The sequence below is a fragment of the Prochlorococcus marinus str. MIT 9401 genome (assembly GCF_000760095.1).
GTDB classification, from domain to species: domain Bacteria; phylum Cyanobacteriota; class Cyanobacteriia; order PCC-6307; family Cyanobiaceae; genus Prochlorococcus_A; species Prochlorococcus_A marinus_I.
Genome location: NZ_JNAR01000005.1, coordinates 51,671 through 76,873, shown reverse-complemented (window position 1 = coordinate 76,873; position 25,203 = coordinate 51,671). Strand labels below are relative to the sequence as shown.

Here is a 25,203-nt window from a genome sequence, read left to right as displayed (position 1 = left end):
TTCCTTGAGTCCGTAGAAGGTGGGGAAAGTTTGGGTAGATGGAGTATTGTTGCCACTAAACCTCTCTGGGAAGCTGTTTGTAATGGAGAAGAAATTGTTAAAACTTGGAATGATGGAAAAACTGAAATACATAAAGGGGATCCTTTTGATATTTTAAAAACTTGGACGAAGGAATATAAGTCAACTCTGCTAGATGATTTACCATCCATTGGACAGTTATATGGCTCTTGGGGTTATGAACTAATAAATCGAATAGAACCAAGTGTTCCAATAAATGAAATGTCAGAAAATGATATTCCCTTTGGTTCCTGGATGTTTTTTGATCAGTTAGTTGTTTTTGATCAAATCAAAAGATGTATTACTGCAGTGGTTTATGCAGATATAACTTCTTCAAAAGGTTCCTCTATTGAAGAGGTTTACCTAAACTCACTTTCTAAAATTCAGAAAACTAGAAATTTAATGAGAGTTCCTTTAAAAGAAAATGAGTTTTTAGATTGGAATGAGAATGAAAATTTGAATTTAGATCTTCAAAGTAATTGGAAGAAAAAAGATTTTGAGGATGCGGTTCTCTCTGCAAAAGAATACATAAGAAAAGGAGATATCTTCCAAATAGTTATTAGTCAGAGATTCCAAACTCAAGTCAATAATGATCCATTTAATTTATATAGAAGTTTGAGGATGGTTAATCCATCTCCATACATGTCCTTTTTTGATTTTGGTTCATGGTATTTGATAGGTTCAAGCCCTGAAGTAATGGTAAAAGCTGAAAAAAATAAAAATAGTCAAATTGTTGCAAGCTTGAGACCAATTGCTGGCACAAGACCTAGAGGTATTGACTATCAACAAGACCTGGAATTAGAAAAGGATTTACTAAAAGATCCAAAAGAGATAGCTGAGCACGTAATGCTTATTGATCTTGGGAGAAATGATCTTGGAAGAGTTTGTGAAATTGGTACTGTAAAGGTTAAAGATTTAATGGTTATTGAGAAATATTCACATGTTATGCATATAGTTAGTGAAGTTGAGGGAATCTTAAAAAACGATGCTGATGTATGGGATTTGCTAAAAGCATCTTTCCCTGCAGGAACAGTAACTGGTGCGCCAAAGATAAGAGCTATGCAATTGATTAATCACTTTGAGAAAGATGCAAGAGGTCCTTATGCTGGTGTTTATGGATCTATTGATATTAATGGTGCATTAAATACGGCAATTACAATAAGAACTATGATAGTTCAACCTTCAAAAGATGGGAAATATGATGTTTCAGTCCAAGCCGGAGCTGGAATAGTTGCTGATTCTTCTCCTGGAAATGAATATCAAGAGACGATAAATAAAGCAAAGGGGATACTAAAAGCCCTAGCCTGTTTGGATAAATAAATGAGTAAAAGTAATCTTTATAAAGGTTTTGAGGTCGAACTTTTCACAGGTTCTTTAAATTCTCATATTGGTGTTTCAGCTGATATCGAAAAAAAATTCTCTAATTTTGTGAAAGAGCCTGATAGCAGAAATGTTGAATACATTACAACACCTGAAAAAGACTATAATTTTTTGTACGAGAAATTAATAACTCCGAGAAAAAATTTAAGACAATGGCTGGACAATAAAGGGTTGACAATTATTCCTTCGTCCACATTATGTTTTAATCATGATATTCAATTGCAAAGATCTGATATTGACAATGTTTATCATCAATTTATACAAGATAATTATGGAATTTCAATTGCCACTTCAAGTGTCCATATTAATATAGGCATAGATGACTTAGAAAAGCTATTTGCTGCTATAAGACTAATAAGATCTGAGGCTGCTTTGTATTTATCAATAAGTGCAAGCTCACCTTTTTTAAATAATAAAATTACGGAAAATCACTCTCAAAGATGGATTCAGTTTCCCAAAACGCCAAGTAAAGTACCATTTTTTGTAAGCCATAATAGCTATGTCGATTGGATTGAAGAAAATATAGAGAACAATAATATGCAAAATATCAGGCATTTTTGGTCTTCGATCCGACCAAATGGTCCTCAAAGGCCTTTAATATTAGATCGTCTAGAATTAAGAATTTGTGATTTTGTTCATGATATTAATCTGCTATTGGGGATAACAGCCATGCTAGAACTAAGGATTTTGAATCTTTTTGATAATATAAATACTCTAGATCCTTTGAATGCAAGTTTTTTTTCTATTGATGAATTATCAAAAATATGTGATCAAAATGAAATTAATGCTGCTAAAGATAGTCTTAATTCAGAGTTAATTCGCTGGAAAGATGGCAAAAAAGTTATTTGCAGAGAATGGATTCAAGATTTATTATCAGATTTATCTTTCACCGCAGAAAAATATAATATGAAACATCTTTTAAAGCCAATCTATGCAGTGCTTGAAGATGGAAATCAATCTATGAAATGGATAAATCAATATGAAAAAGGTCTCTCTATAGAGCAGATAATGAAAATTTCTATCGAAGATATGATCAGAAATGAAAACGAGAGTATTTGATTATTTAAACAAACATTTGATCTTAACATTTTCACTTATGACATAATGTATTTATGGAATCTTTTCAACGGATAGAAAATAAGAATATGGATCTGATAAGTAAAAATGATCCACTTGTTACAAATCGTCTCTTAATAGAGGATCTATGGGAATCAGTTCTCAGAGAGGAATGCCCCAATGATCAAGCGGAGAGATTGATACAGCTTAAAGAATTAAGTTATTCAAAACAAATAGATGGTGATAGTTCAAAAACTTTTAAAAATGAAATAGTTGATATTGTGAATTCTATGGATTTGGCAGAATCCATATCAGCAGCACGGGCTTTTTCATTATATTTTCAATTAGTAAATATCTTGGAACAAAGAGTGGAGGAGGATAGATATATACAAAGCTTTACCAATAAGAATGTTCAAAAATCGCCCGATAACCTTGATCCTTTTGCGCCTGCATTGGCCAGGCAGAATGCTCCAGTTACTTTTAGAGAATTATTTTATCGGCTTAGGAAACTAAATGTACCTCCAGGGAAACTAGAGGCTTTACTACAGGAAATGGATATTCGTTTAGTTTTTACAGCACATCCTACGGAGATAGTAAGACATACGATTAGACATAAGCAAACTAGAGTGGCAAATTTGTTAAAAAAAATACAGGTTGAGCAACTCTTGACAAAAGAAGAAAAAAACTCTTTAAAAACTCAATTAAAAGAGGAAGTAAGGCTTTGGTGGAGAACAGATGAATTGCATCAATTTAAACCTTCAGTTTTAGATGAAGTAGATTATGCCTTGCATTATTTTCAGCAAGTTTTGTTTAATGCAATGCCTCAATTGAGAGTCAGAATTGCTGAAGCACTCTTTGAAAACTATCCAGACGTTCAGATGCCATCCGAATCTTTTTGTAACTTCGGTTCTTGGGTCGGTTCTGATAGGGATGGTAATCCTTCAGTTACTCCTGAGATAACATGGAGAACTGCTTGCTACCAAAGGCAGTTGATGCTGGAAAGATATATTATTGCAACATCGAATCTTAGAGATCAATTAAGTGTTTCAATGCAATGGAGTCAAGTAAGTTCTTCTTTATTAGAGTCATTAGAAACCGATAGGGTTAAGTTCCCAGAAATTTATGAAGCTAGAGCGACAAGATACAGATCAGAACCTTACAGATTGAAGTTAAGTTATATTTTAGAGAAACTGAGGTTAACACAAGAAAGGAATAATTTATTAGCTGATGGTGGATGGAAATTTGACTTGGAGGGAGAAAATGATACTAAAAATATAGATAAAGTAGAAAACTTATATTACAAATCTGTAAATGAATTTACTTATGATCTTGAGCTAATTAAAAATAGTCTAAATAGTACAGATTTAAGTTGCGAGGCGGTAAATACATTACTGACTCAGGTTCATATTTTTGGATTTTCTTTAGCAAGTTTAGATATTCGTCAAGAAAGTACAAGGCATAGTGATGCTATACAAGAACTTACAACTTATCTTGATTTATCTCAACCTTACGATCAAATGTCTGAAGAGGAGAAAATTAAATGGCTCATAGACGAATTAAATACAAAAAGACCTTTAATCCCCTCTGAAGTTAACTGGAAACAAACTACAGAAGAAACCTTCTCAGTTTTTAAAATGGTTAAGAGACTACAGCAAGAATTTGGAAGTCGTATTTGCCATTCTTATGTAATTTCAATGAGTCATAGTGCATCTGATTTGCTTGAAGTTCTCTTGTTAGCAAAAGAGATGGGACTTCTTGATCAAAATTCGCAAAAGTCGAAATTATTAGTTGTTCCTCTTTTTGAAACTGTTGAAGACCTTAAACGAGCACCAGAGGTAATGGAAAAGTTGTTTAAATTAGATTTTTATAAGTCATTATTGCCTAAAGTTGGAGAATCCTTTAAACCTCTTCAAGAATTAATGTTGGGATATTCTGATAGTAATAAAGATTCGGGATTTGTCTCTAGTAATTGGGAAATACACAGAGCCCAAATAGCTCTTCAAAATCTTGCAAGTAGTAATAATATTTTGCTGAGACTTTTTCATGGAAGAGGCGGTTCTGTAGGTAGAGGGGGAGGACCAGCATATCAGGCAATATTGGCTCAACCAAGCGGTACTTTAAAAGGAAGAATTAAAATAACAGAACAAGGAGAAGTTTTAGCTTCGAAATACAGTCTTCCTGAACTGGCTTTATATAATCTTGAGACTGTTACTACAGCTGTAATTCAAAATAGTTTGGTCAATAATAGACTTGATGCTACTCCAGAATGGAACCAATTAATGTCTAGACTGGCAGAAACATCGAGGTCTCACTACAGAAAATTAGTGCACGAGAATCCTGATTTGTTAAATTTCTTTCAAGAGATCACTCCAATAGAAGAAATAAGTAAATTACAAATATCTAGTAGACCTGCTAGAAGAAAAAAAGGTGCAAAGGATCTGTCAAGTTTAAGAGCTATTCCATGGGTATTTGGTTGGACACAAAGTAGATTTCTTTTGCCAAGTTGGTTTGGTGTAGGTACTGCACTATCAACTGAATTGAATTCAGATCCACAACAAATTGAATTATTGAGAGTTCTGCATCAAAGATGGCCATTTTTTAGGATGCTTATATCTAAGGTAGAAATGACATTATCCAAGGTGGATTTGGAAGTTGCTAAATATTATGTTGATACTCTTGGCAGTAAAGAAAATAAAGATTCGTTTGATGTTATTTTTGAAGTAATTTCTCAAGAATATAAACTTACAAAATCTTTAATACTTGATATTACTTGTAAAAATGAGCTCCTTGAATCTGATAGAGACTTGAAATCATCAGTAAGTTTGAGAAATAAGACAATCATCCCATTAGGATTTTTGCAGGTTTCACTTTTAAGAAGGCTGAGAGATCAAACAAGACAACCTCCAATAAGTGAATTTGTTATGGATAAAGATGAATCTAGAAGAGCATATAGCAGAAGTGAACTATTGAGGGGGGCACTTTTAACTATTAATGGGATAGCAGCAGGTATGAGAAACACAGGTTGATAATTGCAATATTTTTCTAAAAAAAAACTTGTTCTCCCAGAAGGTTATTTTGTTAACTCTTCTCAGATTCCATTAGCTAAAGAAGTTAATAAACTTTTAGCGAATTGTGGTTGTGAAACATTTCCAATAAAACCTCTTTCTGAAGCTATTCAGAAGAGTAATTTCTTTTTTACCATACAGAATAAATTGCAAAGTAAGTTATATGGCTTTGTAAGGGTTACATCCGACAGGGGGTTAAATGCTAACTTATGGAATTTAAGTGCAGCATCAGGTAATAATCAGCAACTTTTTTATTCGATATTGCTTCAAGTAACTCTTGAAAGAATCAATAGAGAAATGCCAGGGTGTAGTATTTCTGTACAGGCTCCGGGGTCTTCATTTAAAAGTTTAGAAGAAAGTGGATTTATACTAGATCCAAATGGAATAAGAGTAATGGGATATAAACTTTAGGAATATATTACGAGCATGGAGGGATTCGAACCCCCGACTCTCAGAACCGGAATCTGATGCTCTATCCAACTGAGCTACATGCCCTTAATTTTTCAATTTCTTTAAAGAAAATCTAAATATTTTAAACTTAGCTAATTTAATTAATGAATGCACAAGAAAAATTTTTTTAAATCAATTAAAAATTAAAAATTTTCGGAACCATAAGAGTTTTGAAATTGAACTAAAAGAGCAAAGAGCAATTGTTCTTGGATGTAATGGTATTGGCAAGTCAAATTTACTTGAATCCGTAGAATTTTTAAGTCAATTAAAATCTAATAGGGCATTAAATGATAAAGATTTAATAGAAAATGATAGTGATATGGCTTTAGTGATAGGACAAATAGATTTCAAAGATGATCTAAAATTAAGTTTATTTCGAAAAGGTCCTAAAAGAATTTATGTCAATGAATCAATTTTGAAAAAGCAAAGTGAAATAAAGAATTATATTCGGAGCGTATGTTTCTGTTCTAATGATATTGATATTGTTAGAAGTGAACCCAGTTATCGCAGGACATGGATTGATAAAGTTGTATCTCAGCTTGAACCAGTATATTTAGATTTAATAAGTAGGTTTAACAGGCTTTTAAAACAAAGAAGTCATTTTTGGCGTTCAGAAAGCTTCCTTGATAATCAATATACAGACATTGTTGAAAGCTTTGATATTCAAATGTCAATATTAAGTACAAGAATTTTTAGGCGAAGAAGAAGGGCTTTATTAAAAATCAAACCATACGTTGAATATTGGCATAACCACTTAAGTAAATCTAAAGAAAAAATAGGTATAAATTATCTCTCTGGGATTCAAAAAATCAGTCCAGAAGAAGAAGAAGAAGAAGTTATAAGTAAGAAAATAGCAGAACAACTATTGAATCAGCGTTCATTAGAAGCTTTGACTGGTAAATGTAATTTTGGACCGCATCGTGATGATATTGAGTTTCTAATTAATAATATTTCAGTCAGAAAATATGGTTCTTCAGGTCAGCAAAGAACTTTTATTTTGGCTTTAAAGATGGCTGAACTAGATTTATTAACTAAAACATTAAATGTCTCTCCAATTCTTATATTGGACGATGTTTTGGCGGAACTAGACATAACTAGGCAAAATTTGTTATTAAATTCTGTTGGCAAAGATAGTCAATGTTTTATAAGTGCGACACATCTAGATAAATTTAATCAGTCTTTTTTGAGCTCTTCACAAATGATTTACCTTTAATTTTAAAAGTCTCGATTTTTAGCTAATCTTATATTTATATGAATTTAATTAATGGAAGTTCACAAAAAAAATCAAATTTTAAGTTCATTTAGTAATGACGAAAAATCTAGTCATCAAAGTAAACACCTTTTGTTGGAACTTTATGGATGTGCTTACGAGAAATTAAATGATGAATCCTTTTTACGCTGTACCTTAAACAAAGCTGCCAAATTGGCAAATGCAACAGTTTTGAATTTGATAAGTAACAAATTTGAGCCTCAGGGAGTTACAGCAGTTGCATTACTGGCTGAATCTCATATTTCAATACATACATGGCCTGAATCTAATTATTCTGCTGTCGATATTTTTACATGTGGTCAAAATATGCTGCCAGAACTTGCTAGTCAATACTTAATTGAAGCTTTGAAAGCTAAAGAGCATTACTTGCGTGTAATTGAACGAAATCCACCACAATCAGTGCTTGACGAGATTAGAGAGGTTTTTTAACGAAATATTTATCTATTTAATTTTCCGCTTATTAGTCCTTCAAGATCTAAACTTGTGCAATTAAAACCTAAGTGAGAAAAATATTTAACTAGTTCACCAAAATTATAATTTTTAAAAAAATGCTTTAATTCATTTTTAGGAATTTCTATTCTTGCAGTTGAGCCCTGGCATCTAACTCTAACCTCTGATAATCCACCCTCTTTAAGATATTCTTCTGCCTTCTCAACCATTTTTAACCTCTCACTTGTTATTTCCTGACCGTAAGGAAATCTTGATGACAAGCAAGGTTGAGCTGGTTTATCCCACCACGGAAAACCTAATGCTCTAGATATATCTCTAATATCTTTTTTCGAGAATTTAAATTCTGCAAGAGGAGATAAAACTCCTGCTTTTTTTGAGGCTTGTATTCCTGGCCTGTAATCTTTAAGATCATCAAGATTTACTCCATCTAGAACAATCTTGTAATTAAGTTTTTTAGAGAGGTAAGTAGTATGTTTGTGAAGCTCTTTTTTGCATGCAAAGCACCTGTTCTTAGGATTTTTACTGTAACTTGATTGGTCTAATTCTGATGTTTTAATTTCTAAATGTTTTACTCCAATCCATTTTGCTTGACTTCTTGCTTCTTCACGTAGCGTATTGGCTAATGCAGGAGAAATGCCAGTAATTGCAATTGCTTTACTGCCTAATTGCTCGAATGCTATTGATGTAACTAATGTACTGTCTACCCCTCCTGAATACGCAATACAAACACTATCAAGATTTTTAATGTACCTTCTTATTGTATAAAGTTTTTCACTTTGTTCATCAGAGAGAATTTCAAGTTGATTGAACATGCTAATTACTTTAGAATTCAAATTACTTATGAATAGGTTGAATTAATTATTAAATTTTTAATAATATTCATATTTATATCTTAGGTTAAATTTATTAACTTTGTTCAATTGACAAACACGAGTAGAAATAGAGGAATTGGAATTGTCACTGCAAGTGACAGTCAAGAGAGATTAAAGGGACAATTACATATTTATGATGGAGAAGGTAAGGGTAAAAGTCAGGCTGCTTTAGGAGTAGTTCTCAGGACAATAGGATTAGGAATATGCGAAAAAAGACAGTCAAGAGTTTTACTTCTAAGATTTTTAAAGGGCCCAGAAAGGTCATATGATGAAGATTCGGCCATAGAGGCTTTGCAACGAGGCTTTCCACACTTAATTGATCATGTAAGAACAGGAAGATCTGAATTTTTTACTGCTGACCAAGTAACAAACTTTGACATTGGTGAAGCTGAGAGGGGTTGGAATATTGCTAAAGGAGCAATTGCTAGTTCTCTATATTCTGTGGTTGTACTAGATGAATTGAACCCTGTGCTTGATTTAGGAATGCTTAATATTAAGGATGTAGTCGACTCTCTTCAAAATCGTCCAGATGGGCTAGAAATAATTATTACTGGAAGGGCGGCCCCTACGGAATTAGTAAGTATATCTCAACTCCATTCAGAAATGAGGCCAAGATTGACAAGAGATTTATCAACAGTATCCAGACAAAGTAGTTGTTGCGGTGGAATTGAGATTTATACGGGAGAAGGAAAAGGAAAATCCACAAGTGCACTTGGTAAGGCTCTTCAAGCTATTGGTAAAGGAATATCTCAAGATAAAAGTCATAGAGTTTTAATATTACAGTGGTTAAAAGGCGGGAATGGTTATACCGAAGATGCTGCCATAGAAGCTTTGAGAGAAAGTTACCCACATTTAGTAGATCATTTGCGCTCAGGCAGAGATGCCATCGTATGGAGAGGTCAGCAACAACCAATTGATTATGTTGAGGCTGAAAGAGCATGGGAAATTGCTAAAGCTGCTATTTTGTCTGGTTTGTATAAAACAATTATTTTAGATGAATTGAATCCAACTGTTGATTTGGAGCTGCTACCTATGGAATCAATACATCAAACCCTCTTAAAAAAGCCAGCAGATACAGAAGTTGTTATTACTGGTAGGTGTAAAAATGAACCTTCATACTTTGAACTAGCTGATGTTTACTCTGAAATGGTTTGTCATAAGCATTATGCAAATATTGGAGTTGATCTGAAACGAGGGGTAGATTACTAAATGTTCTTAAAAATATTTATTGCGAAAAATTTTTTTTACTTTTTCGATACCGCCCTCAATAGATCTTGAGTCAATTTTGAATTCAGACAAGATTCTTGACGCTTTTTCAGAACGTTTCCCCGATTTACATATAGTGAAAATCTCTTTACTTAGACTTTCTTTTTGAATAAATTTTAATTCATATTCTTTGTTCAAATGACTTAAAGGTATTGAGATAGAACCTTTTATTGAAGAAGTAGAAAATTCTTCATTTTCCCTAACATCAATTAAAAGAATTTTGTTGGGTTTTGTTTGATATAAGTTATTAAAGTCATTAACATCAATTATGTTGTTTTCATTCTTTTTCTCACAATATTCATTGCCATCATAAAAACCCTCAAATTGAGACAAACTTTTTATTCCCTTACTCGTTTTCTCACTTTTTAGATGTAATTTTTTCATATTCATACTCAATAGATTAAAAATCAAAATTTTGCCGTCTAAAATTTCACCTTTTTTCAAAATTATTTTGATAATTTCATTAACCTGAAGAATTCCAATTAAACCTGTTGAAACACCCATAACTCCGTATTCTGCACAACTGGGAATAGCATTTTTTGAGGGTGATTCTGGAATTAAGTCTCTTAAATTAGGACTATTTTTATATAAATTAAAAACACTTACTTGCCCTTCAAAGCCTTGCACACTTCCAAAGACTAGGGGTTTATTTAATATCATGCATGAATCATTTATTAAATATCTTGTGCCAAAGTTATCTGAACAATCACAAATAACATCAAAATCCTTTAGTAATTTTAGTGCATTTTTAGGATTGATTCTTTCTGAAAAGGTTAATAATTCGCAATTAGGATTTAATTTTTTAATTCGTTCCCTGGCAGAATCAATTTTAAGATTGCCAACAGAATTTGTTTCATGAATTATTTGTCTTTGGAGATTAGACTTTTCAACTTGGTCGTTATCAACTATTCCAATTTTCCCAATTCCTGTTGCAGCCAGATAAAGCAAAACAGAAGATCCAAGCCCACCTGCTCCAATGCATAATACTGAACTATTTTTTAGATTTAGTTGACCCTCATAACCAATCTCGTTAAGGATTAAATGTTTTTGATATCTTTCTTCTTCATCAGAGTTTAAGAAATTAAATTTATTATCTTTTGACATATTAGTTCTTTACTTTTTACTAATTAAACTATGAAAACATAATAAATAAAATAGGAATTTTAGCCTTTTAAATTTTTTTTATTACGGTGATTTTTTAATGTTTTTGTTAGAACTAGAAAATAATGTGAAGTTTTTGTAAATCCATTTTAAGTTTAAATATCTTCAAAAACTATATATATCAATGGCTCTAAAAAATACAAAATGTTTCGGTTCGGAATTTTGCACAACAAAAAGGTAGTCAACAGACGTTTTTTCCGATACTCTCTGGTTCATATATTAAGTTTACTGAATTCATGAGTGATAACACTCCAGAGTCAAATCAAGACTCCGGCTCCGATACAAGCTCAGAAACCAAAAGCTTTTCAGAGAAATACTCTGATGTTATGGGAAAAGTCAATGAAACCCTTGGTAATGTTGATTGGACTCAAATGGGTAAGTATGGCAAAGCGGCAGGCATAATTGCTGTTGTCGTAATAGCTCAGATAATAATTAAAGTGGTCATTGACACGATTAACTTTTTCCCAATTCTCCCTGGTTTACTCGAACTATTAGGAGTAATTGTTGTCGGCCAATGGAGTTGGCAAAATCTTCGCACCAGCGAAAATCGTGAAGCTGTTTTAGATAAGGTACAAAATCTTAAAAAGACATATTTAGGTTAGTTAAAGATTACATATTTAGTATTTCTTTCACGTAATCTTTCACTTGTTTTAGGTATCCTCCCCCAAACATATTGGCATGGTTCAATATGTGATAAAAATTATAAATAATAATTCTTTTTTCAAAACCTTTTTTTATGGGAAAAATTTTATGATATTCCTCATAAAACTCTCTTCCGAAGCCTCCAAATAGTTTTGACATGGCTATATCCACTTCATTGTCTGCCCACCAAGATGCTGGGTCAAATATAACCCCCTTACCATTTTTGTCCATTCCTGCATTTCCTGACCACAAATCACCATGAACGAGAGTATTTATTGGTTTGTGACTCAATAATTCTGATTTAATTTTTTCTTTCACTTTATTTATAGTGTCTTTTTCTAGAATTTTTGACTGAAGCATTAATAATTGAGGTATTATCCGTAAGTTTAAAAAACAATCTATCCAATTATTTTCCCATCCTTTCTTTTGATCTGTTGTTCCAATAAAACCATCAACAGGAAAACCGAACATTTTTGGATTAGATTCGGCTGATTTTAAGTGCATTTCTCCTAAACCTTTTCCAAGTTTTTTTTGGTCAAAGTTTTCCATATCTATCCATTCAATTATAAGAAACTCTATGTTTTTTATATTTCTATATGCAATTACTTCAGGGATAATTAAGTTTTCTTTGTTGATGTATTTTTTCAAATTTTGGAGACAATATTTTTCAAATTCAAGAAATTTTTTACTTCTAAGGTTTCTTTTAAGGAATAATTTTTTGTTTGAGAATTCTATTCGCCAGGCAGCATGAATATCACCCCCATGTACTTGTTCAATACTTTTTGGATGGGTTTCTCCTAATTCATCACAAATTTCGTTAACTTCAATAAGAGATAATTTTTGCATTTTCAATGAGAAAGTCTGAAGTTGTTGTAGTTGGCGCTGGTATAGCAGGACTAACTTCTGCAGCAATTTTATCAAAACAAGGTTTATCAGTAACTTTAATCGAATCTCATAGTCAATCAGGGGGATGTGCCGGTACTTTTAAAAGAAAGAATTACATTTTTGATGTTGGTGCAACTCAAGTCGCGGGTTTAGAGAAAGGCGGAATACATTCTAGAATTTTTGATTTTTTAGGTATATCATCTCCTGAAGCCACAATCTTAGATCCAGCTTGCATTGTTGATTTAAATGATGGTGGTCAGCCTATCCCTATTTGGTATGAAAAAAGTAAATGGGTTGCTGAACAAGAAATGCAGTTTCCTGGTAGTCGTAGATTTTGGAATATTTGTGATCTCATACATCAAAGTAATTGGATTTTTGCTAATAATAGTCCTGTATTACCAATAAGTAATTTTTGGGATTTTTCTCAACTTTTAAAAGCACTAGTGCCGGCAAATCTTGTTACAAGTATCTTACTTAAGTCTACTATTTTTGATTTATTGCGGATATGTGGATTATCCAAGAATGAGCGCTTGATTAAATTCTTAAATCTTCAACTAAAACTTTATTCTCAAGAGGATGTCTATAATACTGCAGCATTATATGGAGCTACTGTTCTTCAAATGTGTCAAAAGCCACATGGTCTTTGGCATCTTAAAAAATCTATGCAGTCTTTAAGTGAAGCATTAGAAAGTTCATTGAGTAAAACTGGAGGTAATTTAATTTTTGGACAGAAAGTTAATTCTATACATTTTGATGACATAACAAAATGTTGGAAAATATCTGCTAATTCAAAAGAAAATTCTTTTATTTATCATGCAAAAGATTTAATTTATACCGCGCCTCCTCAATCTTTACTAAAGCATTTGAAAGATCCTTTAAAAAGAAAAAAAAGTTATGAACATCGACTTAGTAATTTACCTGATCCAAGTGGAGCTTTAGTCTTTTACTCAGCATTAAAAAAAGAACATATTAAAAAAACTTCCTCCAATCATTACCAATTTGTTTCGAATGAGTTTGGTTCATTATTTGTATCAATTAGTGATGACGGTGATGGAAGAGCCCCAAAAGGTGAGATTACCTTGATAGCAAGTATTTTTACGAAGACAAAAGATTGGTTTAATCTAGATAAAAAAATTTACTTAAAGAAGAAAAAGGATTGCATGAAAAAAATATCCCTTGAATTGGAAAGTCAATTTGATATTGATCCTGAAAATTGGCTACACAGGGAATTAGCAACTCCAATGGGATTTGAAAAATGGACAAATAGACCTAACGGAATAGTAGGCGGTCTTGGTCAAAATCCAGATATTTTTGGTTTATTTGGATTATCTAGTAGGACTCCTTTTAAAGGTTTGTGGCTATGTGGAGATTCAATTTATCCAGGAGAGGGTACTGCAGGTGTTAGTCAATCTGCATTAATGGTTTCAAGGCAGATTTTAGCTTCTAAAGGAAAAGAAAATTTTAATTTATAAAATTTTTTCTGATTTCTTTTGTTTCTGCAAGTTGGTTAAAAAGTAATTCCCAATTTTTTTCTTTTATAAGAGATTCCAATGTACTTAGCTTATTTTTAAAAATATTAATGGCATTTAAAATATTAATCTGATTATTCATAGCTAAATCTAAGCCTAATTTTTCATTGCCACCGCCAACCCTTGAAGTGTCAGCAAATCCTGTAGCTGCAAGGTTTTGTGTGAGATCTAATAAAGATTGATTGTTTTTTGTATATGCAGTTTTAATTAAGGCAGAAGCTAAAAATATAGGTAAATGAGAAATTAGAGATACCGCTTCGTCGTGTTCTTTTGGCGAAGCTTGGCAAATTTCACAGTCCATTGATTTTATTAAATCGGAAATAGTTTCGACTGCATTAGGATCACTATTTTGTGTAGGTGTGACAATCCATTTTGCATTTTTAAAAAGACCTTCGAAACCTGAATTAACTCCATGTTTTTCGGTTCCTGCCATTGGATGTGACCCGATAAATAGAGGATGTAAATTTTCCCATTTATTGACAATTGATTCTTTAACTGAGCCTACATCAGTTACTATTGCTTTCCTAGGTATTGAGGCCACCAATCGTTCAGATGGACTGATCAAATCATTGATAGGCAAAGCCAGAATTATGAGCTCACAATTTTTTAGTAAGCTCGAATCACAGCTAACATAATTTGCAAGCTTTTTTTCCTTAGCTTTTTTTTCATTAAACTCATTATTTGCTATTCCATAAATTGTATGGTTTAAACTTTGGAGTTTTAATCCTAAAGAACCGCCAATTAAACCTAATCCTACTATTCCAATTTTCATAGATTGATTAATTCAAGACTTTCTTATATTTGTACCAATTTTTTGTATATTAGATTCATAAATTTTGTATGTATTTGAAATTAAATTAATTATAAATGCTTGAGATTTTAAGTCATCAATATTTGAAAAATTTTTTGAGAGACCAAAGTATTAATTGGGAACAAATATATTCTTTTGGGAGAATAATTTCTCAATGTATTAAAAATGATTCTACATATCTAATTAATTCAGAAATTTTCTCTAGCTATGATTGGTTATCTCCAATTTTGATTTCTCTATTTTTAAATGAAGAAGATTCAACTTTTATTTTACCTGATGAAAAAATTCAATTTATAAGCCTAGGCCAGGTTGAGTCATTGAGAAATCTAGATTTTAATTTTATTTTAAAAAATGATCAATTTATTTTTTCAAATCATAATGTTCGATTGATTACAATCCAAGATTTTCTTAACGAACCAAATTCTCTTAATCTTAGAAATCATCGAATAGTTTACTCTGGAATTGAGGATATAAATGAGGATTTAAAAAATCATTTTAGAATTTCTTTATTGAAAAAGGATTGGACAAATAACTGTAAAGAGTTTGAATTAATAAATCAAAAATTTATCAAAGTATATGATTCTTTGAAGAAAAAGTTTTTAATGAGAAGGGTCTTAGGAAATAGTTTTATAAATTTAGATGAAAAAGAAATTAGTTTTTTATCAAACTTTTTTCATGAAAATTCTTTTTATTCTGAAAAATTTTTGAGTGTTGACAAAGCTCTATCTCTAGGCTGGGCATGCTGGGTAAAATTTGATGATAAAAATTTAGATTGGAATTTGTATTTACAGCCAATAGATGAACTTTCTCAATTGAAAAAATTTTTTTCAAATAATAAATTTGTTTTTTTATCAGGTTTGAGAAAAGATAATTTTTTTCAAGCTTATCTTAAACAGCATAATTTAGATATTGACTTGGTCATCAACTTTAAAAGTAATTTTGAAGAGAAAAAGATTTCATTATATATACCCCCTAGACAGTTGCTTCCTAATAACCCTCTGTTTACCAATTCAATCTTGGATAAATGCAAAAAATTAATACTTTTTCGAAAGGGTTTAACTTTAGTTTTGTCTGACGATATTGATTTGAAAACTAAACTTGCTACCGAATTAGCCTCTAAGTACGGCAAGAGGGTCTTGCTAGAGACGATTCCTTCTCGTAATAATCAAATTCTTTGTTCTAGCTATGATTGGTGGATCATGAATTCTTGTTTAATACAAGTTCCAGAACAAATCATTATTCCTTTACTTCCGATTCCGAATATGTCAGAACCTATTAATGCAATTAGAGTCTCTCATAAAAAAAAGATTTCTCAAGATTGGTTTCGAGATTTTTTTCTTCCTCAAGCCAGAATAAAACTCGAAAGATCTATTTCTCCTTTAAGGAAAAATTCTGGCAAATTAATAATTTTAGATGGAAGAGCAAATAAAAGAAACTGGGGCAGATTACTTTTGCAAAACATTCAACCCTCAAAACAAATTAACTATATGCTACCTTTTGATTAGATTATGATTTTGTAAATAACTAAAGAAATATGGGAGAAGCAAAAAGACGCAAAATACTTGGATTGCCTCCAAAAAAAAATAATATTAAAAATAATTTTGATAAGTCCCCAAGATTATTTGAGTGGCTCCCTTTCACAATCAATCAAAGAGATAACCTAATTAAATTAAGTATTAAGGCAAGTTGGTTTGGAATTGGAGGATTAATAATTTTATGGATTGTAGTGCGATTTATAGGCCCTGCTGCTGGGTGGTGGACTTTGGCTGATTCGTAATAAATTTAAGCCACTGTTTTTATATCATTAACAGCAATTGTATTAGCAGGATTGCTGTTAAGTGCTTTCATTGAATTAGAACTGACTTCAGTACCTTCTGTTAATTTCTCTTTAACCATAGATTCTACTTTATTCCTAATTTCTAAGTTTTGATCAAGCCAAATAATTGTATTATCTCTTCCTTGTCCAATATTTTCTCCTTCATAACTATACCAAGCGCCTCTCCTTATTATGATATTAGTTTCTTCTGCTAAATCTAATAAACATCCTGTTGTACTGATACCTTTTCCGAAGAGAATATCAAACTCTGCAATTCTAAATGGCGGTGCAACTTTGTTTTTTGCTACTTTTACTTTTGCTCTTATTCCGTATTCTTCAGTACCTCTTTTAAGAGTTTGAATTCTTCTGATATCTAGCCTCACTGAGGCATAAAATTTTAATGCATTTCCTCCTGTGGTTGTTTCTGGATTGCCGTATGTAACGCCGATTTTTAGTCTTAATTGATTCAGGAATATTACCGTACATCCAGATTTGCCAATATTGCCTGTTATCTTTCTCATCGCTTGACTCATTAGCCTTGCTTGGCTTCCAATTACGTGATCCCCCATCTCCCCTTCTATTTCCGCTCTTGGAGTTAGTGCTGCTACCGAGTCAACAACAACTAGATCTACTGCACTCGATCTTATGAGTTGGTCAACTATTTCTAGAGCCATTTCCCCAGTATCTGGTTGAGAAACTAATAAATTTTCAACATCAACCCCTAAAGAGGCTGCATAAACTGGATCGAGCGCATGCTCAGCATCTACAAATGCAGCTACTCCTCCATTTTTTTGGACTTCTGCAATTGCGTGTAACGTTAATGTCGTTTTCCCTGAACTTTCTGGTCCGTAAACTTCTACTACTCTTCCTTTTGGATAGCCTCCTCCTAAGGCTAAATCTAAGGTAAGCGCTCCAGTCGATATTGTTTCTACTTTCATTCTTGAGGCATCACCAAGCCTCATAATTGATCCTCTTCCAAAATTTCTTTCTATTTGACCTAAGACGAGACTTAATGCTTTGTCTTTTTCTTTTGATTCAGTTTTTTTCTTTTCTTCAAGGCTCATTGTTTGATTTATCGGTTAATGTTCTGTAATTATTTTAAATTTGGAATTTTTTATTTAAACCAAAATTTATAAATACAAACTATAGTACATTCGTACTCTAGCTGATGATCTTTAAATTGCAACTAACTCCTCAAGGTTACTTAAGTTTATTAGTATGATTTCATTACTCAAATTAAATCTATCTGACTCTTTTAAATATCCCCAATCAGCTAGGAAGCATGGAATATGAGAGGTTTCAGAATTTTGTTTAATATCGAGTAGAGTTTTTTTTCTATCTTCTATAAAACCTAAAATTTCATAATTTTGTGTAAGCTTTTCAGCTATTTTGATTTTTGTTCCTGATTCATAACCAAAAATAAATTCTGGAAAAATATTTAATTGTTTAAGAATTTTTTCTGCAAATACTTTCCCTTTAGTTGTTATTATTCCGGTTTTAATTTCTTTATTCTTTAGTTCATACATAAAATTTATAACTTCAAAAAATGGATCATGCAAATTAACCCACGATTTAAAATTTTTATCAATTTGGTAATTGCGAGATTTATCTAATATTTTTTGTAAATCTTCGGCAATCCAGGAATTATCTTTTAATATCCTCTGGCAATTTTGATGATAGTTTTTAATGAAATTATCTTTATTGAGATCTTTGTTTGCATTTTCTGTTTTTATAATTTCATGAACGATTAGAACCATTTCCCAACCATATTTAACCCAAGGTCTAATTTCTTTAAAAGTATTTGGTACTCTTTTATAAAGTGCTTGGTCAACAGAAATATACGGTGAATTTAAATATTTTTCACAGGCCAGCAATGAGCTATGCCAATATTCATGCATGCCGTCCACTATAACCCCATCAAAATCAAATAGAAATATTTTTGGAGAAGACACTAATTAAATATTAGAACTGGGCCGCTAGGATTCGAACCTAGGAATGTCGAGACCAAAACCCGATGCCTTACCACTTGGCGACGGCCCATTGGATTTCTATTTTAATACATCGAAAGATTTTTTTCTATCAAAAAAATACAAAATTTTTATAAACTCTGCGTAGGTTTTAAAAATAAAAATATTTTTTGAATCATCTCGATTTCCATGGCTCTAGAAATTTTTTAGCTTTTTTGATTGCTAAAGCCATTCTTTCAGGACACTCATAAAGTCTTTTGTTGTCTTTGTGAGCATTTTCAATAAAGGGTTGCATAATTTTTCTTGCAGCACTTCCAAATGCTATTCCGTCTGGAAGATTATTTGACTTCAAAAATTTATGGGTTTTTTCATTTGTTCCTCCTGCCAACTGAATTAATCCTGGTGGAAGATCTGAACCGATTCTTTCAAACAACTTAACTGTATCTCTACTTGTTGTTGAAGCAAGATCACCAGACATTGGCCTTCCATCTAGCTGCCAAATAAGTGGAATATTTAGTTCATTAAGAATTTCATATCTTTCCCAAAGAGCTTTCAAAAGATCTTCTGGTTTTTGGGATTTTTTAGCAGATTGATTCAATCCACAACTGATAGATATCTTGTCTAATTTTGTTTCAGCATTTTTAAGGATGCTTACAACTTTTGTAAAAGAATCTAAGCGATTTATTTCTGTATGAATTTCTACTGCATTAGGCTTAATTTTTTGAAGTGTTGATGCTAAATCATCTTTTGACAAATTATATTCATATTCACTAATAAGATTTAGGGGACAACTATTTAAACATCTTCCACATCCATAACATTTACTCTCTGTGATCCCAGAATTATCAATAGCAAAGGTGGGGCATACTTTTTCGCACGGTCTTGGACAATAAGAAGGACATTTTAATGGATCAAATTTTGCTTTACGAAAGTGGATATCATTACCATCACTAATGCTTATCATTAATCCAGGGGAGTTTTTAAAAAATTTTTTCGCCCACTTGATTCCTTTTTTTGCTGAAAGAACTATAGATTCTTCTGCTGCAACATCAATGTAGTCGACACCAGCCGCAGTATAAATTGCACATAAATCTTCTATAGCAACAATATCTTCATTACTGGCACCACAAATTAACTTAGTCCATTTATCGGTTTTGTTCTTGGTTTTAATCAAGCAATTTAACTTTCAAATTCATCCAAAATATAATCACTTAATGTCTTCCATTCAAGTTTTCTTGAACCCCCCATTTCAACAACAATTGTTAGTTTGTTATCTTTAGTGCAAATCTCTATTAAGCTCTCTAATTCAGATTGAGATAATACTTGACCTTCTAATAACCAAAGTAATTTATTTTTATCATTTTCATTAAATAACTCAGAAGCTTGAGGAATTACTTGTTGCACTTCCCCAAGTGCTCCATTTCTACCTACGTTTTGATGACCGAGGTGAGGTGGTCTTACCCCATGTAATTTGAGCAAGAAGACTTCAGGATCTCCCAGTCCTCTTGCCGAGGTTATAAAAGTTTTAAAACCCTTAGCTCTCATTCTCCTCAAAAGACGAGTTTCATAACCACCTTCAAGAGGAGCAAAGATTGCAAGACATTTGTTAGTTTTTAAATCGTTATGAAACTGTTTCCCTGTGAGAAGTAATGGCATAAAAATTTCCTTTATTTTTATTTTATTTTATTTTATGGTACTTGATGATGTACAATTGTAATTCAGTGAATTTTTAAGCTCGCAAGCTAGCCGAGCCTCTAAAAATTTCACATTTTTTAGCGTTTCGTTAAAAAATTCAGGCGGGTTTATCCCAGGAGAAACTATCTATTTTTTTCAGATAAGTCTCAACCTCACTACTAATTGTTTTTATTAACTTCACCTCAATACCTAAGGGTGTAGAAAATCAAAAATCATTACGAGCTAGCCTAATTTAGTCTTATGTCTATAGGAATTCTAGGAAAGAAACTGGGCATGTCCCAACTCTTTGACGACAAAGGTAACGCAGTACCAGTTACTCTTATTGAGGCAGGTCCCTGCCGAGTCACACAATTAAAAACTACTGCTTTGGATGGTTACACTGCCGTTCAGCTGGGTTATGGCTTATCCAAAGATAAGCATATTAGTAAACCTGAAAAGGGACATTTGTTGAAATCAGGTGAAGAATTTTTAAAGCATTTGAAGGAATATAGAGTTGAAGAAACTTCATCTTATGAAATTGGTAATCAAATAACTGTAAAAAACTTTGAGGTTGGCCAAAAAGTTGATATTAGTGGCAAATCTATGGGTAGAGGTTTTGCTGGTTACCAAAAAAGACATGGTTTCAGCAGAGGTCCTATGAGTCATGGTTCAAAAAATCATAGAGCTCCAGGATCTACAGGTGCGGGTACAACTCCAGGCAGAATTTATCCTGGAAAAAGAATGGCAGGAAGATATGGAGGAAAACAGATTACTACCAAAGGTTTGTTGGTTCTAAAAATTGATGACCAGAAAAATTTGCTTGTCGTCAAGGGTTCTGTACCAGGTAAGCCTGGCTCAATTGTCAATATTAAGCCAAACAACATTATAGGTAAAAAAGGAGGTGCAAAATAGTGACAACACTCGAAACTCTCAAGTGGGATGGTAAAAAATCAGGCAAAGTTACTCTTGATCTACCAGTCGCTAAGGAAACTTCTTCGGCAGACTTAATGCATAGAGCAGTTCTTAGGCAATTAGCAAACAAAAGACAAGGGACTGCATCAACTTTGACGAGATCTGAAGTAAGAGGTGGTGGTAGAAAGCCATATAAACAGAAAGGCACAGGTAGAGCTCGTCAAGGATCAATTAGAACGCCATTAAGACCTGGTGGTGGAATTGTTTTTGGACCGAAGCCTCGCTCTTACAATCTGGATATGAATCGTAAAGAGCGTAGATTAGCTCTTAGAACAGCACTGATGTCAAGAGTATCTGATATGAAGGCTGTTGAAGATTTTGGATCTACTCTCAAGCAGCCCAAAACAAGTGATATCATAAATGGCCTTGCTCGATTAGGTATACAAAAAACTGAAAAAGTTTTGGTTATTCTTGATAGTCCGTCCGATATAATAAAAAAATCCATTAATAATATTGAAAAAGTAAAACTAATAGCCGCTGATCAATTAAATGTATTCGATATCCTAAACGCTAATAAGTTGGTAATAGGTCAATCTGCAATAAATAAGATTCAGGAGGTTTATGCATCATGAGTAAATTATTCGATTCTCGTTTAGCCGATGTAATACGGAAGCCAGTTATTACTGAGAAAGCTACAAACGCATTAGATCTTAACCAATATACTTTTGAAGTAGATCATAGAGCGGCAAAGCCACAAATAAAGGCAGCTATTGAAGCCTTGTTCAGTGTTAAAGTCATAGGAGTTAACACTATGAATCCTCCAAGGAGAACAAGAAGAGTCGGGAAATTTTCCGGTAAACGTTCTCAGGTCAAGAAGGCTATTGTACGTCTTGCTGAAGGAGACAAAATCCAATTATTTCCAGAATCTTAAGGAGTATTAATCATGGCAATTCGTAAATTTAAACCTTATACACCTGGCACTAGACAGAGAGTAGTTTCTGATTTTAGTGAAATAACAAGTGCAAAACCTGAAAGATCACTAATAGTTTCAAAACATAGAGTTAAAGGAAGAAACAACCGTGGAGTTATTACTTGTCGTCATCGTGGAGGCGGTCATAAAAGGCAATACAGATTAGTTGATTTCAGAAGAGATAAAAGAAATATTAATGCTAAAGTTGCAGCTATTCACTACGATCCTCATAGAAATGCAAGGCTTGCACTTTTATTTTATGAAGATGGAGAGAAAAGATACATTATCGCTCCAGCAGGTGTAAAAGTAGGACAAAATGTAATATCCGGAGAAAGAGTTCCAATTGAAGATGGAAATGCAATGCCACTTTCTGTTATGCCATTAGGATCGAGTGTTCATTGTGTGGAGTTATATGCAGGAAGAGGTGCTCAAATGGTTAGATCTGCAGGAGCTAGTGCTCAAGTGATGGCAAAAGAGGGAGATTATGTCGCTTTAAAACTCCCATCTACTGAGGTAAGACTTGTTAGGAAAGAATGCTACGCAACTCTTGGAGAAGTTGGCAACTCAGAAATAAGAAATACTAGCTTAGGTAAAGCAGGAAGAAAAAGATGGCTTGGAAGACGGCCTCAAGTAAGAGGAAGTGTAATGAACCCATGTGATCATCCACATGGAGGAGGAGAGGGAAAAGCACCAATTGGTAGAGCAGGCCCTGTTACTCCATGGGGTAAACCAGCTCTAGGGCTAAAGACACGTAAAAAGAACAAGCCAAGTAATAAATTAGTAGTTCGAAGACGTCGTCGTGTTTCTAAGAGAAGTAGAGGAGGAAGAGACTCTTGATTACTTCATTTATTTTTTCAATTTCTATTACATAATCATGGGACGTTCACTAAAAAAAGGACCTTTCATAGCAGATAGCCTGCTTAAAAAGGTAGAAAAACAAAACACTGACAATGACAAGTCTGTTATTAAAACTTGGTCTAGATCCTCTACGATTTTACCTGTAATGATCGGTCACACAATCGCAGTGCATAATGGAAAGACTCATATTCCAGTATTTATTACTGAACAAATGATTGGTCATAAACTCGGTGAATTTGCTCCTACACGCACTTACAGAGGTCATATAAGAGATAAGAAAGGAGCAAAATCATGACTAAAACACCTGAAACAATCAAAACAGCCATTGCCCATGGGAACTACATTCGAGGATCAGCTTCTAAAGTTAGAAGAGTTTTGGATCAGATAAGGGGTAGATCCTATAGAGATGCATTGATTATGTTGGAATTTATGCCTTACAGATCTACTGATCCTATTACTAAAGTTCTAAGATCTGCAGTTGCTAATGCAGAGCATAACCTTGGCATGGATCCATCTACCTTAGTGATTTCCTCTGCATGGGCTAATAGTGGTCCTGTAATGAAAAGGTATAGGCCCAGAGCTCAAGGTCGAGCTTTTTCAATTAAAAAACAGACTTGCCACATCAGTATTTCTGTTGAATCTGCTCCCACTCAAACTAATGCGGAGGTACAAAATTAATGGGACATAAAATACATCCTTCAGGTCTAAGATTAGGAATTACACAAGAGCATCGCTCCAAATGGTTTGCTACTTCAAAGACATATCCAATTCTTCTCCAAGAAGATTTTAAAATTCGCAATTTCATACAGAAAAAATATGGTGCAGCAGGAATTAGCGATATATTAATAGCTAGAAAAGCCGATCAAATGGAACTTGAACTAAAAACAGCAAGACCAGGAGTGATAGTTGGAAGACAAGGAAGTGGTATTGAAGAATTAAGATCTGGAATTCAAAAAACAATAGGGGATAGGACTAGACAAGTTAGAATAAACGTTGTAGAAGTTGAAAGAGTTGATGCAGACGCTTTTTTACTCGCTGAATATATTGCCCAACAACTTGAAAAAAGAGTAGCGTTTAGAAGAACTATTAGGATGGCTCTACAAAGGGCTCAAAGGGCTGGTGTTTTAGGTCTAAAAATTCAAGTAGGTGGAAGGTTAAATGGCGCTGAAATAGCTAGAACTGAATGGACTAGAGAAGGTAGAGTACCTTTGCATACTTTGAGGGCAGAGATTGACTATGCAACACGTGAAGCTAATACAACTTACGGCGTTCTAGGCATTAAAGTTTGGGTTTTCAAAGGTGAAGTTCTTCCTAAAGAAGAACAAACTATCCCTGTGGGTGCCAGCCCTAAAAGGAAAGCTAGTAGAAGACCTCAGCAATTTGAGGATCGTTCAAATGAGAATTCATAGGAGGTATAAAGATGCTTAGTCCAAAACGCACTAAATTTCGTAAACAACATAGAGGCAGAATGAGGGGAGTTGCCTCAAAAGGTAATACTATTGCTTTCGGTCAATTTGCTCTCCAAGCTCAAGACTGTGGATGGGTAACTGCACGTCAAATTGAGGCAAGTAGACGAGCTATGACAAGATATATAAAACGAGGGGGTCAAATCTGGATAAGAATATTTCCTGATAAACCTGTAACTATGAGACCTGCAGAAACTAGAATGGGTTCTGGTAAAGGTAATCCAGAGTTTTGGGTTGCAGTTGTAAAACCAGGAAGAATACTTTTTGAAATGGGTGGTGAAGATATCACTGAAAAAATTGCGAAAGAGGCTATGCGTCTTGCTCAATATAAACTTCCTGTGAAAACGAAATTTATCTCTTCTGATAAAAATCCAGAACTGAAAAAATATAGTAAAAAATCTCAAGAGGAGGTTAAACAATGAAAAACGCAGATTCACTTAAAGAATTTAAAAAATTAAATTCCGCTCAAATTAACGAAAAGATTGACCAATTACGAAAAGACCTTTTTGATTTGAGATTCAAGCAAGCTACTAGACAGCTAAATGAAACTCATAAATTTAAAATCATCAAGAAACAAGTAGCCCAACTACTAACTCTCAGTAAGAGTCAATCTACTTCTCAAACAACTTCTGATTAATTATTAGTT

General features: G+C 33.0%; 28 protein-coding genes and 2 tRNA genes. 20 read left to right on the top strand and 10 right to left on the bottom strand.

Annotated elements, in window-relative coordinates:
* The 4 genes from EV01_RS06745 to EV01_RS06760 all read left to right on the top strand — a co-directional run.
* On the top strand, nucleotides 1-1,377 hold a 1,377-nt coding region (locus tag EV01_RS06745; protein ID WP_032523277.1), incomplete at its 5' end, for an anthranilate synthase component I family protein.
* Complete coding sequence (gene gshA, locus EV01_RS06750; protein ID WP_032517903.1) at nucleotides 1,378-2,496, top strand: glutamate--cysteine ligase; 1,119 nt, start codon at nucleotides 1,378-1,380, stop codon at nucleotides 2,494-2,496.
* A gap of 53 nt (nucleotides 2,497-2,549) precedes the next feature.
* On the top strand, nucleotides 2,550-5,519 hold the full coding sequence (ppc, locus tag EV01_RS06755) for a phosphoenolpyruvate carboxylase (RefSeq protein WP_032517902.1): 2,970 nt from the start codon (nucleotides 2,550-2,552) through the stop codon (nucleotides 5,517-5,519).
* Nucleotides 5,520-5,522: 3 nt separating this feature from the next.
* Nucleotides 5,523-5,969 (top strand): hypothetical protein, encoded by a 447-nt coding sequence (locus tag EV01_RS06760; RefSeq protein WP_032517901.1) that lies wholly within the window; start codon nucleotides 5,523-5,525, stop codon nucleotides 5,967-5,969.
* Between the two features lie 10 nt (nucleotides 5,970-5,979).
* Here EV01_RS06760 and EV01_RS06765 read toward each other — a convergent pair.
* Nucleotides 5,980-6,053: transfer RNA gene (locus tag EV01_RS06765), tRNA-Arg, on the bottom strand.
* A 76-nt stretch (nucleotides 6,054-6,129) separates the two neighbouring features.
* Here EV01_RS06765 and recF point away from each other — a divergent pair.
* Together recF and speD are read left to right on the top strand one after the other, a co-directional pair.
* Nucleotides 6,130-7,221, top strand: coding sequence for a DNA replication/repair protein RecF (gene recF / locus EV01_RS06770; protein WP_072013470.1), 1,092 nt, complete (start codon nucleotides 6,130-6,132; stop codon nucleotides 7,219-7,221).
* A gap of 51 nt (nucleotides 7,222-7,272) precedes the next feature.
* Nucleotides 7,273-7,707, top strand: coding sequence for an adenosylmethionine decarboxylase (speD, locus tag EV01_RS06775; protein WP_032517899.1), 435 nt, complete (start codon nucleotides 7,273-7,275; stop codon nucleotides 7,705-7,707).
* 8 nt (nucleotides 7,708-7,715) lie between these two features.
* Here the strand turns inward: speD and larE are convergent, their stop codons facing one another.
* Nucleotides 7,716-8,540, bottom strand: coding sequence for an ATP-dependent sacrificial sulfur transferase LarE (gene larE / locus EV01_RS06780; protein ID WP_032517898.1), 825 nt, complete (start codon nucleotides 8,538-8,540; stop codon nucleotides 7,716-7,718).
* Between the two features lie 108 nt (nucleotides 8,541-8,648).
* On the opposite strand from larE, the gene EV01_RS06785 reads away from it, so the two are divergent.
* A complete protein-coding gene (locus EV01_RS06785) occupies nucleotides 8,649-9,809 on the top strand; it encodes a cob(I)yrinic acid a,c-diamide adenosyltransferase (protein ID WP_032517897.1) in 1,161 nt (386 codons plus the stop codon).
* Between the two features lie 6 nt (nucleotides 9,810-9,815).
* On the opposite strand, the gene moeB is transcribed toward EV01_RS06785, so the two are convergent.
* Nucleotides 9,816-10,970, bottom strand: coding sequence for a molybdopterin-synthase adenylyltransferase MoeB (gene moeB, locus EV01_RS06790; protein WP_032517896.1), 1,155 nt, complete (start codon nucleotides 10,968-10,970; stop codon nucleotides 9,816-9,818).
* 293 nt (nucleotides 10,971-11,263) lie between these two features.
* Here moeB and EV01_RS06795 point away from each other — a divergent pair, with 293 nt between their 5' ends.
* On the top strand, nucleotides 11,264-11,629 hold the full coding sequence (locus tag EV01_RS06795; protein WP_011819180.1) for a CAAD domain-containing protein: 366 nt from the start codon (nucleotides 11,264-11,266) through the stop codon (nucleotides 11,627-11,629).
* A 7-nt stretch (nucleotides 11,630-11,636) separates the two neighbouring features.
* On the opposite strand, the gene EV01_RS06800 is transcribed toward EV01_RS06795, so the two are convergent.
* Nucleotides 11,637-12,515, bottom strand: coding sequence for a fructosamine kinase family protein (locus EV01_RS06800; RefSeq protein ID WP_032517894.1), 879 nt, complete (start codon nucleotides 12,513-12,515; stop codon nucleotides 11,637-11,639).
* Between the two features lie 5 nt (nucleotides 12,516-12,520).
* Between EV01_RS06800 and crtD the strand changes: the two genes are divergently transcribed.
* Nucleotides 12,521-14,026, top strand: a complete 1,506-nt coding sequence (gene crtD, locus EV01_RS06805) for a C-3',4' desaturase CrtD (protein WP_032517892.1) — start codon at nucleotides 12,521-12,523, stop codon at nucleotides 14,024-14,026.
* Here crtD and EV01_RS06810 read toward each other — a convergent pair.
* Nucleotides 14,016-14,855, bottom strand: a complete 840-nt coding sequence (locus EV01_RS06810; RefSeq protein ID WP_032517891.1) for a prephenate/arogenate dehydrogenase — start codon at nucleotides 14,853-14,855, stop codon at nucleotides 14,016-14,018. The genes crtD and EV01_RS06810 overlap by 11 nt on opposite strands.
* A gap of 95 nt (nucleotides 14,856-14,950) precedes the next feature.
* Between EV01_RS06810 and EV01_RS06815 the strand changes: the two genes are divergently transcribed.
* On the top strand, nucleotides 14,951-16,399 hold the full coding sequence (locus tag EV01_RS06815; RefSeq protein ID WP_032517890.1) for a DNA helicase: 1,449 nt from the start codon (nucleotides 14,951-14,953) through the stop codon (nucleotides 16,397-16,399).
* 29 nt (nucleotides 16,400-16,428) lie between these two features.
* Complete coding sequence (locus tag EV01_RS06820; RefSeq protein ID WP_032517889.1) at nucleotides 16,429-16,671, top strand: DUF2839 domain-containing protein; 243 nt, start codon at nucleotides 16,429-16,431, stop codon at nucleotides 16,669-16,671.
* Between the two features lie 5 nt (nucleotides 16,672-16,676).
* Here the strand turns inward: EV01_RS06820 and recA are convergent, their stop codons facing one another.
* From recA to ndhN, 5 genes are all read right to left on the bottom strand, one after another.
* The gene (recA, locus tag EV01_RS06825; protein ID WP_011819174.1) at nucleotides 16,677-17,774 is read right to left on the bottom strand and encodes a recombinase RecA; all 1,098 of its coding nucleotides are present in this window, start codon (nucleotides 17,772-17,774) and stop codon (nucleotides 16,677-16,679) included.
* A 111-nt stretch (nucleotides 17,775-17,885) separates the two neighbouring features.
* The gene (locus EV01_RS06830; protein ID WP_032517888.1) at nucleotides 17,886-18,662 is read right to left on the bottom strand and encodes an HAD family hydrolase; all 777 of its coding nucleotides are present in this window, start codon (nucleotides 18,660-18,662) and stop codon (nucleotides 17,886-17,888) included.
* Nucleotides 18,663-18,678: 16 nt separating this feature from the next.
* Nucleotides 18,679-18,750: transfer RNA gene (locus tag EV01_RS06835), tRNA-Gln, on the bottom strand.
* A gap of 102 nt (nucleotides 18,751-18,852) precedes the next feature.
* Nucleotides 18,853-19,851 carry an LdpA C-terminal domain-containing domain gene (locus tag EV01_RS06840; protein ID WP_032517887.1) on the bottom strand — a complete coding sequence of 333 codons (999 nt, stop codon included), beginning with the start codon at nucleotides 19,849-19,851 and terminating at the stop codon, nucleotides 18,853-18,855.
* A 5-nt stretch (nucleotides 19,852-19,856) separates the two neighbouring features.
* Nucleotides 19,857-20,333 (bottom strand): NAD(P)H-quinone oxidoreductase subunit N, encoded by a 477-nt coding sequence (gene ndhN / locus EV01_RS06845; RefSeq protein ID WP_032517886.1) that lies wholly within the window; start codon nucleotides 20,331-20,333, stop codon nucleotides 19,857-19,859.
* Nucleotides 20,334-20,612: 279 nt separating this feature from the next.
* Here ndhN and rplC point away from each other — a divergent pair, with 279 nt between their 5' ends.
* Genes rplC through rpmC form a run of 9 tightly spaced genes read left to right on the top strand, consistent with a single transcriptional unit; the run spans nucleotide 20,613 to nucleotide 25,194 of the window.
* The gene (gene rplC, locus EV01_RS06850; RefSeq protein ID WP_032517885.1) at nucleotides 20,613-21,263 is read left to right on the top strand and encodes a 50S ribosomal protein L3; all 651 of its coding nucleotides are present in this window, start codon (nucleotides 20,613-20,615) and stop codon (nucleotides 21,261-21,263) included.
* Entirely contained in the window at nucleotides 21,263-21,895 is a 633-nt protein-coding gene (gene rplD / locus EV01_RS06855; protein ID WP_032517883.1) for a 50S ribosomal protein L4, read from the top strand. Before rplC ends, rplD begins: the two co-directional genes overlap by 1 nt.
* A complete protein-coding gene (locus EV01_RS06860) occupies nucleotides 21,892-22,194 on the top strand; it encodes a 50S ribosomal protein L23 (RefSeq protein WP_011377190.1) in 303 nt (100 codons plus the stop codon). The genes rplD and EV01_RS06860 overlap by 4 nt, the downstream gene beginning before the upstream one ends.
* 12 nt (nucleotides 22,195-22,206) lie before the next feature.
* Nucleotides 22,207-23,070, top strand: coding sequence for a 50S ribosomal protein L2 (rplB, locus tag EV01_RS06865; RefSeq protein WP_032517882.1), 864 nt, complete (start codon nucleotides 22,207-22,209; stop codon nucleotides 23,068-23,070).
* A gap of 37 nt (nucleotides 23,071-23,107) precedes the next feature.
* Nucleotides 23,108-23,386, top strand: coding sequence for a 30S ribosomal protein S19 (gene rpsS / locus EV01_RS06870; protein WP_012008445.1), 279 nt, complete (start codon nucleotides 23,108-23,110; stop codon nucleotides 23,384-23,386).
* Nucleotides 23,383-23,769, top strand: coding sequence for a 50S ribosomal protein L22 (rplV, locus tag EV01_RS06875; RefSeq protein ID WP_032517881.1), 387 nt, complete (start codon nucleotides 23,383-23,385; stop codon nucleotides 23,767-23,769). Before rpsS ends, rplV begins: the two co-directional genes overlap by 4 nt.
* On the top strand, nucleotides 23,769-24,500 hold the full coding sequence (gene rpsC / locus EV01_RS06880; protein WP_032517880.1) for a 30S ribosomal protein S3: 732 nt from the start codon (nucleotides 23,769-23,771) through the stop codon (nucleotides 24,498-24,500). The genes rplV and rpsC overlap by 1 nt, the downstream gene beginning before the upstream one ends.
* An 11-nt stretch (nucleotides 24,501-24,511) precedes the next feature.
* Entirely contained in the window at nucleotides 24,512-24,979 is a 468-nt protein-coding gene (rplP, locus tag EV01_RS06885) for a 50S ribosomal protein L16 (protein WP_032517879.1), read from the top strand.
* Nucleotides 24,976-25,194, top strand: coding sequence for a 50S ribosomal protein L29 (rpmC, locus tag EV01_RS09480; RefSeq protein ID WP_032517878.1), 219 nt, complete (start codon nucleotides 24,976-24,978; stop codon nucleotides 25,192-25,194). The genes rplP and rpmC overlap by 4 nt, the downstream gene beginning before the upstream one ends.
* Nucleotides 25,195-25,203: the final 9 nt, after the last annotated feature.